The 12,905-nt window shown below is 72.2% G+C and carries 12 protein-coding genes; 9 read left to right on the top strand and 3 right to left on the bottom strand.

Annotated elements, in window-relative coordinates; all coding sequences use genetic code 11:
• Nucleotides 1–3 precede the first annotated feature (3 nt).
• On the bottom strand, nucleotides 4–543 hold the full coding sequence (locus tag AB0C33_RS10840; RefSeq protein WP_358285884.1) for a hypothetical protein: 540 nt from the start codon (nucleotides 541–543) through the stop codon (nucleotides 4–6).
• 164 nt (nucleotides 544–707) lie between these two features.
• Between AB0C33_RS10840 and argC the strand changes: the two genes are divergently transcribed.
• The 8 genes from argC to AB0C33_RS10880 all read left to right on the top strand — a co-directional run bounded on the left by argC (nucleotide 708) and on the right by AB0C33_RS10880 (nucleotide 8,588).
• Nucleotides 708–1,730 (top strand): N-acetyl-gamma-glutamyl-phosphate reductase, encoded by a 1,023-nt coding sequence (gene argC / locus AB0C33_RS10845; RefSeq protein ID WP_358285886.1) that lies wholly within the window; start codon nucleotides 708–710, stop codon nucleotides 1,728–1,730.
• Entirely contained in the window at nucleotides 1,727–2,878 is a 1,152-nt protein-coding gene (gene argJ, locus AB0C33_RS10850; RefSeq protein WP_352364964.1) for a bifunctional glutamate N-acetyltransferase/amino-acid acetyltransferase ArgJ, read from the top strand. Before argC ends, argJ begins: the two co-directional genes overlap by 4 nt.
• Nucleotides 2,875–3,750 carry an acetylglutamate kinase gene (argB, locus tag AB0C33_RS10855; protein ID WP_358285889.1) on the top strand — a complete coding sequence of 292 codons (876 nt, stop codon included), beginning with the start codon at nucleotides 2,875–2,877 and terminating at the stop codon, nucleotides 3,748–3,750. Before argJ ends, argB begins: the two co-directional genes overlap by 4 nt.
• Entirely contained in the window at nucleotides 3,747–4,913 is a 1,167-nt protein-coding gene (locus AB0C33_RS10860; protein ID WP_358285892.1) for an acetylornithine transaminase, read from the top strand. Before argB ends, AB0C33_RS10860 begins: the two co-directional genes overlap by 4 nt.
• The gene (gene argF, locus AB0C33_RS10865) at nucleotides 4,910–5,830 is read left to right on the top strand and encodes an ornithine carbamoyltransferase (RefSeq protein ID WP_358285895.1); all 921 of its coding nucleotides are present in this window, start codon (nucleotides 4,910–4,912) and stop codon (nucleotides 5,828–5,830) included. The genes AB0C33_RS10860 and argF overlap by 4 nt, the downstream gene beginning before the upstream one ends.
• Entirely contained in the window at nucleotides 5,827–6,336 is a 510-nt protein-coding gene (locus AB0C33_RS10870; protein ID WP_352330310.1) for an arginine repressor, read from the top strand. Before argF ends, AB0C33_RS10870 begins: the two co-directional genes overlap by 4 nt.
• A 78-nt stretch (nucleotides 6,337–6,414) precedes the next feature.
• Nucleotides 6,415–7,836, top strand: coding sequence for an argininosuccinate lyase (gene argH / locus AB0C33_RS10875; RefSeq protein WP_358285899.1), 1,422 nt, complete (start codon nucleotides 6,415–6,417; stop codon nucleotides 7,834–7,836).
• The gene (locus AB0C33_RS10880; RefSeq protein WP_358285902.1) at nucleotides 7,818–8,588 is read left to right on the top strand and encodes a DNA-3-methyladenine glycosylase; all 771 of its coding nucleotides are present in this window, start codon (nucleotides 7,818–7,820) and stop codon (nucleotides 8,586–8,588) included. Before argH ends, AB0C33_RS10880 begins: the two co-directional genes overlap by 19 nt.
• Here the strand turns inward: AB0C33_RS10880 and AB0C33_RS10885 are convergent.
• Entirely contained in the window at nucleotides 8,528–8,929 is a 402-nt protein-coding gene (locus AB0C33_RS10885; RefSeq protein ID WP_358285905.1) for a PH domain-containing protein, read from the bottom strand. The two genes, AB0C33_RS10880 and AB0C33_RS10885, sit on opposite strands and share 61 nt — an antisense overlap.
• Before the next feature lie 87 nt (nucleotides 8,930–9,016).
• On the opposite strand from AB0C33_RS10885, the gene tyrS reads away from it, so the two are divergent.
• Nucleotides 9,017–10,282 carry a tyrosine--tRNA ligase gene (tyrS, locus tag AB0C33_RS10890; protein WP_358285908.1) on the top strand — a complete coding sequence of 422 codons (1,266 nt, stop codon included), beginning with the start codon at nucleotides 9,017–9,019 and terminating at the stop codon, nucleotides 10,280–10,282.
• A gap of 141 nt (nucleotides 10,283–10,423) precedes the next feature.
• Here tyrS and AB0C33_RS10895 read toward each other — a convergent pair whose 3' ends face one another.
• Entirely contained in the window at nucleotides 10,424–11,995 is a 1,572-nt protein-coding gene (locus AB0C33_RS10895; protein ID WP_358285911.1) for a glycosyltransferase family 39 protein, read from the bottom strand.
• Between the last annotated feature and the right edge of the window lie 910 nt (nucleotides 11,996–12,905).

The raw sequence follows: 12,905 nt of genomic DNA on the forward strand, positions 1-12,905 counted from the left end.
GCCTCACGAGTAGGCCGCCACCACCCCCACCACCATCAGCAGCGCCCCGGCGGCGGTGACCACGCTTCCCGCCGCCACGGCCGCCCGCCTGGCCCGCCGCCCCGCCCCGGCCCAGTAGAGCAGCACGTAGGGCAGGAACCCGATCCCGCCCAGCCCCACCGCGGGCAGGGCCATCGCGGCCAGCACGCCCCTGGTCCCGGCCGGCGCCGCCCGGTCGCCCTCGGGCGTGAGCTGCGCCCGCGTCACGTCGCCCGCCGCGGAGTCGGGGGAGGCGTCCACCGGGACGGACGGGCCGCCGGAGTCGGGCGTGAACCGCCCCTTGCAGTCGTAACGCCCCTGGCCCAGGTCGGCGCAGGAGAGCACGGTCAGCGTCCCCGGCGTGCCGGTCCGCCCGGTGGCCAGCCGGAAGTCCTGGACCGACAGCACCGCCGGCAGCACGCAGATCCCCACCCACAGCAGCACGATGACGACGCGCCCGAACGGTCCGGGACCGGGCCCGCGCGACGGGGTGACGAAGGTGAGATCGGGCAGGAAGTCGCTCATGCCCGGCAGCATCCCGCCCGCCACTTGGGATTGGCCTGGAAAGGACTGGGACATGGACCCGTCACCGGCGCGGGCCGTCCCGGCTTGCATAATCATCCTCTTGAGTGCATCATCTTCACAAGCAAGGTCATGAGACAGGGTGCATAGTTATGCAGGAGGGCCGGATGAGAGCAGCGATCGCGGGAGCCAGCGGCTACGCCGGAGGTGAGCTGCTCCGCCTCCTGCTCGGCCATCCCGAGTTCGAGATCGGCGCGCTCACCGCGGCCTCCAACGCCGGCAGCCTGCTCGGCGCCCACCAGCCGCACCTGCCGCAGCTCGCCGACCGCGTCCTGGAGGAGACCACGCCGGGCGTGCTCGCCGGGCACGACGTGGTCTTCCTCGCGCTGCCGCACGGCCACTCGGCCGCCGTCGCCGCCGAGCTCGGCGAGGACACGATCGTGGTCGACTGCGGCGCCGACCACCGGCTCGCCGACCCCGCGGCCTGGCAGGAGTTCTACGGCGGCGACCACGCCGGCACCTGGCCCTACGGCCTGCCCGAGCTGCCCGGCCGGCGCGAGGTGCTGCGCACGGCCCGGCGCGTCGCCGTCCCCGGCTGCTACCCGACCTCGGTGCTGCTGGCCCTGTGGCCCGCCTTCGCCGCGGGCCTGGCCGGTCCCGACGTCGTCGTGGTGGCCGCCAGCGGCACCAGCGGCGCGGGCAAGGCGGCCAAGGCCCACCTGCTGGGCAGCGAGGTCATGGGGTCGGTCAGCGCGTACGGCGTGGGCGGCGTCCACCGCCACACCCCCGAGATGGAGCAGGGGCTGTCCGCCGTCGCCGGCGCCCCCGTACGCGTCTCCTTCACCCCCACCCTGGCCCCCATGAGCCGCGGCATCCTGGCCACCTGCACCGCCCCCGCCGCCCCCGGCCTCACCCGCGAGTCGCTGCGCACCGCCTACGAGGTCGCGCTCAAGGCCGAGCCGTTCGTCCGGCTCCTGCCCGAGGGCGTCTGGCCGGCCACCTCCATGACGTACGGCGCCAACACCGCCGCCCTCCAGGTGACGCTCGACGAGCGCGCCGGCCGCGTGGTCGCCGTCATCGCCATCGACAACCTCACCAAGGGCACGGCCGGAGGCGCCGTCCAGAGCGTCAACCTCGCCCTCGGCCTGCCGGAAGAGCTCGGCCTTCCCCTGACAGGAGTTGCTCCATGAGTGTCACCGCCCCACTGGGCTTCCGGGCCGCGGGCATCGCCGCCGGCATCAAGTCCGGCGACGCCCGCGACCTGGCCCTCGTCGTCAACGACGGGCCCAGCCGCGCCGCCGCGGGCGTCTTCACCGCCAACCGCGTCAAGGCCGCTCCCGTGCTCTGGTCGCAGCAGGTCCTGGCGGGCGGGCGGCTGCGCGCGGTGGTGCTCAACTCCGGCGGCGCCAACGCCTGCACCGGCCCCGAGGGCTTCCAGGACACCCACGCCACCGCCGAGAAGGTCGCCGAGGTCATCGGCGACAGCGCCGGCGAGATCGCGGTCTGCTCCACCGGCCTGATCGGCGAGCGGCTGCCCATGGAGGCCCTGCTGACCGGCGTCCAGACCGCCGCGGGCCAGCTCTCCCGCGACGGCGGCCTGGCCGCCGCCGACGCCATCCGCACCACCGACACCGTCTCCAAGATCTCCTTCAAGCGGGCCGACGGCTACATGGTCGGCGGCATGGCCAAGGGCGCCGGCATGCTCGCCCCCGCCCTGGCCACCATGCTCTGCGTGATCACCACCGACGCCGACCTGACCAGCGAGGAGCTCGACACGGCGTTGCGCGCCGCCACGGCGACGACCTTCGACCGGCTCGACTCCGACGGCTGCATGTCCACCAACGACACCGTGCTGCTGCTGGCCAGCGGCGCCGCCGGGGTCAGGCCCGACCTGGCCGAGTTCGGGCAGAAGGTGCAGGAGGTCTGCGCCGACCTGGCCAGGCAGCTGCTCGTGGACGCCGAGGGCGCCTCCAAGGCGATCGCCGTCGAGGTCGTCGGCGCCGCCTCCGAGGACGACGCCGTCGAGGTGGGCCGCACCGTCGCCCGGTCCAACCTGCTCAAGTGCGCCATCCACGGCGAGGACCCCAACTGGGGCCGCGTCCTGGCCGCCGTCGGCACGACGAAGGCCGCCTTCGAGCCCGACCGCGTCAACGTCGCCATCAACGGCATCTGGATCTGCCGCGACGGCTCCGTCGGCGACGACCGCTCCAAGGTCGACATGCGCCCCCGGGACGTGACGATCACCATCGACCTGTCGGCCGGCCGCCACAGCGCCACGATCCACACCACGGACCTGACCGCCGAGTACGTCCACGAGAACTCGGCGTACTCCTCGTGAGGGCCGTCACCGCGGCCACCAAGGCCGAGGCGCTGATCGAGGCGCTGCCCTGGCTGACCCGCTTCCACGGCGCGACCGTCGTCATCAAGTACGGCGGCAACGCCATGACCGAGGAGTCCCTCAAGGAGGGCTTCGCCGAGGACGTCGTGTTCCTGCACCACGCCGGCCTGCGCCCGGTCGTCGTCCACGGCGGCGGCCCGCAGATCAGCAGCGCCCTCGACAGACACGGCATCGAGTCCACCTTCACCGCCGGCCTGCGCGTCACCACGCCCGAGGCCATGCAGGTCGTCAGGATGGTCCTGGTCGGGCAGGTGGGCCGCGACATCGTCGGCCTGGTCAACCGGCACGGCCCGTTCGCCGTCGGCATGTCCGGCGAGGACGCCTGCCTGTTCACCGCCGAGCGCAAGCCCGCGCTTGTCGACGGCGAGCCGGTGGACATCGGCCAGGTCGGCGAGATCGTCAAGGTCGATCCCGGCGCGGTGCGCGCGCTGATCGACGACGGCCGCATCCCGGTCGTCTCCAGCGTCGCCGCCGGCGTCGACGGAGAGATCTACAACGTGAACGCGGACACCGCGGCCGCCGCGCTGGCCGTGGCGCTCGGCGCGCAGAAGCTGATCGTCCTCACCGACGTCGAGGGCCTGTACGCCAACTGGCCCGACGACACCGACGTGATCGACCAGCTCGACGCCGACGAGCTGGAGAAGCTGCTGCCCACGCTGTCCAGCGGCATGGTCCCCAAGATGGAGGCGTGCCTGACCGCCGTGCGCGGGGGAGTGCCCCAGGCGCACGTCCTCGACGGCCGCGTGCCCCACTCGATGCTGCTGGAAATCTTCACCAACGAAGGAATCGGAACCATGGTGATGCCCTCATGAGCCTCCACGAGCGGTTCGAGCAGGCGTTCATGCCCAACTACGGCGTTCCCCCGATCGCCCTGGCCCGCGGCGAGGGCACCCGCGTCTGGGACGTCGACGGCAAGGAGTACCTCGACTTCATCGGCGGCATCGCGGTCAGCTCGCTCGGCCACGCCCACCCCGCCCTGGTCGAGGCCGTCTCCAAGCAGGTCGCCACGCTCGCCCACACCAGCAACCTGTTCCTGCACGAGCCCGAGGTGCTGCTCGCCGAGCGGCTGCTCGGCCTGCTCGACGCGCCCGCCCGGATCTTCTTCGCCAACTCCGGCACCGAGGCCAACGAGGCCGCCTACAAGCTCGCCCTCAAGTACGGCAAGCGCGAGGGCCGCTCCTACTTCGTGGCCGCCGAGAACGGCTTCCACGGCCGGACCATCGGCGCCCTGTCGCTGACCGGCAAGAAGGCCATCCGCGACCAGTTCGGCCCGTTCCCCGTCGACGTGCGCTTCGTCCCCTACGGCGACGCCGACGCGCTCAAGGAGGCGGTGACCGGCGACTGCATCGCGGTGTTCCTGGAGCCGACGCAGGGCGAGGCCGGCGTCGTCCCGCCGCCCGAGGGCTACTTCGAGGCCGCCCGCGAGATCTGCGACGCCACCGGCGCGCTGCTGGTCGCCGACGAGATCCAGTCGGCGATCGGCCGTACCGGCCACTGGTTCGCCCACCAGGCCGACGGCGTCACCCCCGACATCCTGACCCTGGCCAAGGGCCTCGGCGGCGGCCTGCCGATCGGCGCGTGCGTCGGGTTCGGCGAGGCCGGCCGGCTGTTCGACAAGGGCGACCACGGCTCGACGTTCGGCGGCAACCCCGTCTCGTGCGCCGCGGCGCTGGCTGTGCTGGACAACCTCGACCTCGACCACGTCACGTCGGTCGCCGCCGGGCTGCGCGGCGGCCTGGAGGCCCTCCGCCACCCGCTGCTGAAGGGCGTGCGCGGGCGCGGGCTGTGGCTGGCCGCCGTCCTGAAGGAGGAGCGGTCCGCGCGGGTGCAGCAGGCCGCCGCCGAGGCGGGCTTCCTGGTCAACGCCCTCCAGCCGGACGCGGTCCGCCTCGCGCCGCCGCTCGTGGTCACCCACGAGGAGGTGACCGCCTTCGTCGAGGCGTTCCCCGCGATCCTTGAGGAGGCGTCGGCGTGACCAGGCACTTCCTGAGGGATGACGACCTGACGCCGGAGGAGCAGGCGGAGGTCCTCGACCTGGCCGCCGCGATGAAGAAGGACCGGTTCGGCTACCGGCCGTTCGAGGGCCCGAAGACCGTCGCCGTCCTGTTCGACAAACCCTCGGCCCGCACCCGCGTCTCCTTCCACACCGGCATCGGCGAGCTCGGCGGCCTGCCGCTCGTCGTGGACAACGTCGCGGTGCTGATGGGCAGGGGCGAGCCGACCGCCGACATCGCCCGCGTGCTCGACCGCCAGGTGGCCGCCATCGTGTGGCGCACCACCGGGCAGCGACTCGTCGAGGAGATGGCCGCCGCCTCGGCGGTGCCCGTCGTCAACGCGCTCACCGACGACTTCCACCCCTGCCAGATCCTCGCCGACCTGCAGACCGTCCGCGAGCGGCTGGGCGGCACGGCCGGGCTGACGCTGACCTACGTCGGCGACGGCGCCAACAACATGGCCCACTCCTACCTGCTAGGCGGCGCCACGGCCGGCATGCACGTCCGGATCGCCGCCCCGGCCGGCTACCAGCCCGACGCCGTGATCCTCGGCCAGGCCGCCGCCGTCGCGGCCAGGACCGGCGGATCGGTGGTCGCGCTGACCGACCCGGCCGCCGCCGTCCAGGGCACGCACGTGATCGCCACCGACACGTGGGTGTCCATGGGGCAGAGCGGCGAGCAGGAGCGGGCGGCGGCGTTCGCGCCGTACCAGGTGAACGCCGGGCTGCTGGAGCACGCCGCGCCCGAGGCGATCGTCCTGCACTGCCTGCCCGCCTACCGCGGCAAGGAGATCACCGCCGACGTCCTCGACGGGCCGGCCAGCGTCGTGTGGGACCAGGCGGAGAACCGGCTGCACGCCCAGAAGGCCCTGCTCCACTGGCTGGTGACCCGCGGATGACCATCCCGATGACCAAGGCCGCGCGGCAGGCGAAGATCACCGACCTGCTGCAGCGCAAGGCCGTGCGCTCCCAGCCGGAGCTGGCCAAGCTGCTGGCCGAGAGCGGCGTCGAGGTCACCCAGGCCACCCTCTCCCGCGACCTGGACGAGCTCGGCGCGCTCAAGCTGCGCGCCGACGACGGCTCCCTGGTGTACGCGCTGCCCGGCGAGGGCGGCGACCGCATCCCGCTCACCAGGACCGGCGGCGGCGGCGAGACCCCGGCGGCGCGGCTGCACCGCATCGCCGAGGAGCTGCTGGTGGCCGCCGAGGCCTCGGCCAACCTGGTCATGGTCCGCACCCCGCCGGGCGCCGCCCAGTTCCTCGCCTCCGCCATCGACCACGCCGACTGGGAGTCGATCCTCGGCACCGTGGCGGGCGACGACACGATCCTCGTCATCAGCCGGGATCCGGCGGGCGGCCAGGCCGTCGCCGAGGCGCTGCTGCGCGTGGCGGACCGGCGTGGCTGAACCGGTCGCCGGGATCGCGGCCGCCCCTGACGCAAAGAAGGGCTGAGTTGCACTATGGTCGCGTGGGAAATGGAGGAGATGACGGTGAGTGATGGCAAGCCGATGCGGCTGTGGGGCGGGCGCTTCGAGAGCGGTCCGTCCGACGCGCTGGCCCGGCTGTCGGTGAGCGTGCACTTCGACTGGCGGCTGGTGCCGTACGACCTGGCGGCGTCCAGGGCGCACGCCCGCGTGCTGCACAGGGCGGGGCTGCTGAGCGACGAGGAGCTCGAGCGCATGATCGGCGCGCTCGACGACCTGGAGGCCGCCTGCAAGGCGGGCGAGTTCCGCCCGACCGTGGCCGACGAGGACGTGCACACCGCGCTGGAGCGCGGCCTGCTGGAGCGGCTCGGCTCGCTCGGCGGCAAGCTGCGCGCGGGTCGCAGCCGCAACGACCAGATCGCCACCGACCTGCGCCTCTACCTCCGCGACCACGTGCGCAGCATCGTCTCCCGCCTGGTCGAGCTGGAGACCGCGCTGATGGCCCAGGCCGAGCAGCACGCCGAGACCGCCGCGCCGGGCATGACGCACCTGCAGCACGCCCAGCCCGTCTCCTTCGGCCACCAGCTCCTGGCCCACGTCCACGCCTTCACCCGCGACATCGACCGCCTCACCGACTGGGACAAGCGCGCCGCGGTCTCCCCGCTCGGCTCCGGCGCCCTGGCGGGCTCCTCGCTGCCGCTCGACCCGCAGGCCGTGGCCGAGGAGCTCGGCTTCTCCGCCGCCGCGCCCAACTCCATGGACGCCGTCGCCGACCGCGACTTCGCCGCCGAGTTCCTGTTCGACGCGGCGATGATCGGCGTGCACCTGTCGCGGCTGGGCGAGGAGATCGTCCTGTGGGCCTCGCAGGAGTTCCGCTGGATCGAGATGGACGACGCCTACTCCACCGGCTCGTCGATCATGCCCCAGAAGAAGAACCCCGACGTCGCCGAGCTGGCCCGCGGCAAGTCCGGCCGCCTGATCGGCAACCTCATGTCGATGCTCACCACGCTCAAGGGCCTGCCGCTGACCTACAACCGCGACCTGCAGGAGGACAAGGAGCCGGTGTTCGACTCGGTCGACACGCTGCTGCTCGTCCTGCCCGCGATGGCCGGGCTGGTCGCGACCATGCGCGTCAACACCGCCCGCATGGAGGCCTCGGCCCCCGACGGCTTCGCCCTGGCCACCGACCTGGCCGAGCTGCTGGTGCGGCGCGGCGTGCCGTTCCGCGACGCGCACGAGGCCGTCGGCCACCTGGTGGTCTGGTGCCAGGTCAACGACAAGGACCTCGGCGACCTGAGCGACGACGAGCTGGCCAAGGTCTCGCCGCACCTGACGCCCGACGTCCGCGACGTGCTCAACGTGCCCGGCGCGCTGGCGGCCCGCAAGGCCCACGGCGGCACCGCGCCCGACCGCGTACGCGACCAGCTCGTCGCCCTGCGCGAGGCGGTCGACGCGCAGGCGGCATGGGCCTCGGGCAACTGAGCGCCGCGCCGCTGCCGCGGAGTTTCTTCGACCGGCCTTCGCACGAGGTCGCGCCCGACCTGCTCGGACGCGTCCTCGTGCACGGCCCGGTCGCCGTCCGGCTCACCGAGGTCGAGGCGTACGGCGGCCCCGGCGAGGACCCGGCGGCCCACACCTACCGCGGCAGAACCCCCCGCAACGCCGTCATGTTCGGCCCGCCCGGCCACCTGTACGTGTACTTCACCTACGGCATGCACTTCTGCGCGAACCTCGTCTGCCTGCCCGAGGGCCACGGCTCGGCCGTGCTGGTCCGCGCCGGCGAGATCGTCGCCGGCCTGAACGAGGCCCGCACCCGCCGCACCCCCACCGGCGGCCGGGGCGGGCGGGTCCCGGACCGTGACCTCGCCCGCGGCCCCGCCCGGCTGGCCGTCGCGCTGGGCCTGCTGCGCGAGCACAACGGCCTCGACGCGATCTGGGAAGGCGCACCCGCCGCCCTCGATCCCCTCACCGGGCACTCCGGGCGTTTTGGTCACGGGCCGGAGCACGCGACCTGGCTCACTGGCCTGCCCCACGGGTCGGCCGCCGTGCTCGAAGGCCGGCCCGCCGACCCCGGCACGATCAGGTCAGGCCCGCGCACCGGCGTCTCGACCGCCAAGGAGACCCCGTGGCGGTTCTGGATCGACGGCGACCCTACCGTCTCGCCGTACCGGGCTCACGTGCCGCGCCGGCGCAGCTCCGCGGCCACCTCCGTGGGGGAGACGCCCAGCTCGTGAGCGCTGAAGACGTGCAGGTGGTCGCCGGTGTCGATCTCCAGCATCTCGCTGCGCAGCCCGAACCGCCTGCGCACGTCCACCGTGACGTCCTCGATCGCCGCCCACGGCACGTGCCGCCGGCCGGCGAACCCGTGCACCACCGTGATCCCGTTCGCGTCGGCCGACAGCCGCACCGGCACCAGCACGTCGCGCAGCCCCATCCCGCCCACCAGCACGGCCGCCGGCACCGCCAGGATCACCCCGCGCACGTCCCCGGCCACCCACCAGAAGACGGCGAGCCCGGCGCACGCCAGAGCCCCTAAGATCTTGAAAACGGCCAGCTCGCGACGGACCCTCCACATGGACACCGAGCGTATCCAAGTGGCGCGCCAGCACACCGATCGGGCAGGCTAAAGGCACCGACTCCGACTCAGGGAAGCCACATCACCGTGACCGACATCATCGACGACCTCGCGTGGCGAGGATTGATCGCCCAGTCCACCGACCTCGACGCCCTGCGCGCGTCCATGGCCAAGGCACCGATCACGGTCTATTCCGGTTTCGACCCCACAGCGCCGTCCCTGCACATCGGCCACTTCGTGCCGCTGCTCACGCTGCGCCGCCTGCAGCTCGCCGGGCACAACCCGATCGGCCTGGTCGGCGGCGCCACCGGCCTGATCGGCGACCCGAGCGGCCGCAACACCGAGCGCTCGCTCAACTCCAGCGAGATCGTCGCCGAGTGGGTGGAGCGCCTGCGCGGCCAGGTCGGCAAGTTCCTCGACTTCGACGCGGAGTCCAACCCGGCCCGCCTGGTCAGCAACCTCGACTGGACCGGTGAGCTCAGCGCCATCGACTTCCTGCGCGACATCGGCAAGCACTTCCCGGTCAACCGCATGCTCGCCAGGGAGTCGGTCTCGGCCAGGCTCGCGGGGGAGGGGCTCAGCTACACCGAGTTCAGCTACCAGATCCTGCAGTCCAACGACTACCTGGAGCTGTTCCGCCGCTACAACTGCACCCTGCAGATCGGCGGCAGCGACCAGTGGGGCAACATCACGGCGGGCGCCGACCTGATCCGCCGCATCGAGGGCGGCCACGTGCACGTCCTGACCCAGCCGCTGATCACCAAGGCCGACGGCACCAAGTTCGGCAAGACGGCGGGCGGCGCGCTCTGGCTCGACCCCGAGATGACCTCCCCCTACGCCTTCTACCAGTACTTCCTCAACTCCGACGACCGGGACGTGATCCACTACCTGAAGGTGTTCACGTTCCGCAGCCGCGAGGAGATCGAAGAGCTGGAGAAGGCGGTCGCCGAGCGTCCCTTCGCCCGCGAGGCCCAGCGCACGCTGGCCGAAGACCTCACCGAGCTGCTCCACGGCCGCGCCGAGCTGGAAGCGGTCATGGCCGCGTCGAAGGCGCTGTTCGGACAGGGGTCGCTGGAGGACCTGCCCGGCGCCACGCTGGAGGCCGCCCTCGCGGAGGTCCCCAAGGCCACCGTCGCCGAGCTCGGGGCGTCCTTCGTCGACCTGCTGGCCGACAGCGGGCTGGTCGAGTCGAAGTCGGCGGCCAGGCGCGCGGTCAAGGAGGGCGGCGCCTACCTGAACAACGTCAAGATCACCGACGAGGCGTACGTGCCCGAGGCGTCCGACCTGCTGGCGGGCCGGTTCATGGTCCTGCGCCGCGGCAAGAAGTCGATCGGCGGCGTCGAGGTCGGCTGATCCCCACCGGCGAGGCGGGCCCTGCGGGGCCCGCCTTCGTACGGCCGGGCGGGTCTTGCGGGGCCCGCTGTCCATGGCGAGGCGGCCCCCCGGGAGGCCCGCTGCCGCATGCGAGGCGACGCCCCCGGAGGCCCGTCCGTTCTATTTCCGCGCTGACGTCCGTGTGGGCGTCCGCGTCGGCGTCCGTGCTGGTTTCCGTTCTGGCTTCCGTTCGAACAGGGCCACCGTCAGCCCCGGCAGATCCGCCGAGTGCTTGACCGACACGGGCTCGAACCCCGCCTGCCTCACCTGCGCCACCCGCGGCACGGAGTTGCCCTGCAACCCCGCCTGCTTGGTGCCCCGCCACACCACCCAGACCCGGTCGCGCCCCTTCAACGCCGCCGCGACCTCCGACCTTTCGGGGTAGCCGAACCCGTCGGCGTCCGGCACGTCCCCTGTCTTCAGTACGTCGTCCGGCATCGCCGCGTCCGCGTAGTAGTCGAACCCGGCCCGGAGCTGGCTCTGCCCGTACACGATCGCGTCCTCCGGCTCCGCCTTGACCACTCGCAACGCCCACGGGATGTTCTCGAACCGCCCGTTCTCCTCGCGTACCGTCACATGCTCGGAAGCCGCGAGCACACCCCCCACCAGCACGAGGGCCATCCCCGCCGACACCGGGAACCGCGGCACCCCCGCCACGGCCACCCCCGCCAGCAGCGCGAGCGCCGGTGCCGTCACGAACAGGTACCGGTCCACGTACGCCGGCGTCACCAGCTGCGAGACCGCGAGCAGCAGCAGCGGCGGCAACACCAGCCACCCCACCCCCGCAACAGCCCACCGACCACCTTCCCCGGCCACCGGATCAAGCCCCGCGAAACCGCCACCTTCCCCCCGCACCCGCTCAGCCCCCGCGGAACCGTCACCCTGTCCCCAAGCCTGACGAGCCCCCGCCGACCGGATCCCGTCCTCGCGCACCTGATCACGGCCCGCCGTCGACTTCCAGAGCACCACCGCACCGGCCAGCGCGACCGCGAACAGCAGCACCCCGGCCCCGGTCGAGCCCGCCGCCATCTTCGGGAACTTGAGCCAAACCTCCGGCCCCCGCTGCGGGATCCAGCTGATCGCGTGCCGCTCCCCGAACCCGACCAGTCCCAACACGACCGCGGGCAGACCTCCGATCCCCAGCGCCACCGCCATCCGCACCAGGACCCCACGCCGCGCCAGTGCGAGGTGCGCGGGCAGTGCCAGCACCGCGAACAGATGCGTGCAGCACACCAGCGCCACCGCCACCCCGTACGTCACCCACCGCCGCCCGCTCGGCCGCTCCACCGCCCGGCGCAGCGCCCAGAACGAGAACACCACCGCGGCCGCCGCGAACGCGTAGGACCTGGCGAAAGCCCCGTAATAGGAGACGGACGGCAGGATCGCGAACAGCGCCGCCCCGATCACGCCCGCCCGCACACTGTGCAGCCGCCTTCCGAGGTCGGCGAGGAACCAGGCCGCCACCCCGATCGCCACCGCCGACGGCAGCCGCAACCACAGCTCAGCCATGCCGGCCTTGATCCAGAAGTGCATGAACAGGTAGTACGGCAGGAAGTGCCCGTCGATGTTCCGGGCCAACTCCCACAACCCCGCCAGTGACCGGGAAGCCGCGCTGATGGTGGCCAGCTCGTCACCGTTCAGGGTGGCCGCCCCCGTCCCCGAGAACGCCACCGCCCCCGCGACCAAAGCCATCCACCAAGGGGCAGAGGAACGCAGACGGGTCGCAGGTCGAACCGAGGGGGCAATTGTGGCGGCAGTGGTCACCGGGGCAGAATACGCGCCCCTCCGAACCCCCGCCCTGCACTCTGAACCCGACAACCGTCCGAGCGACCTGACCTCACCACCGCCCCCAGACGCCAGTCACTGCCTTCGTCGCGAACGCGCTGGAGCACCGGCCACAGAACACAACCCCGCACCTCAGAGCAGCAAGTACTGCAGTCGCTCCCGCTCCCTGCCCGCAGAGCCCGAACGAGCCACCCCACCCCACTGCCTCCGCCACCTCGAGCCGACCCCACTCTCACCCCGTGCCGGCCTTCCCCAATCCCTTTCGAACCCGCTGATCACTCCCTCTCACCGCCAATCGCCACCCACCCCGCCGCGAGCCCGCCTTCGCCGACGGTGGGCTCGCGCAGCACGCGGTGACGAGCACACTCATCCCGCGTTCCGCCATGCTCCCGTTCGTCGATTTGACGTGTCGTGGATCGCGACCTAATCTTTCACTTCGTCCCGGGAGCGAGCCGGACGCCGATCAGGCGGACGGGCCCCAGGACAAGCCCCTTGAGATGACAAGCCACCTCGGTCGAGGCGCTTCAACGCGCTTTGGCATGGGTTGTCCCCTGGCGCCCGAAGCACGCCGAATAATCGGTTGATTCGACAAGTGCCGGATGACACGGTAAGTTACGAGGGTTGCCTCGGAAGCGGGGCATCCAATCCTAGACAGGTTTGGTCCGGTTTGTTCAAGTCTCCGGATTTGACACGAAATCGGCGGGCCTGCTAAGATTGAGAACACGAAATGAACGCCTCTGAGCGGGGATCCGGGAACGGGTTCTGGTGAGGAAGTACGCGTCCGTTTCTTGAGAACTCAACAGTGTGTTAAAAGCCA

Source organism: Nonomuraea sp. NPDC048881 (assembly GCF_040649795.1).
Taxonomy (GTDB): domain Bacteria; phylum Actinomycetota; class Actinomycetes; order Streptosporangiales; family Streptosporangiaceae; genus Nonomuraea.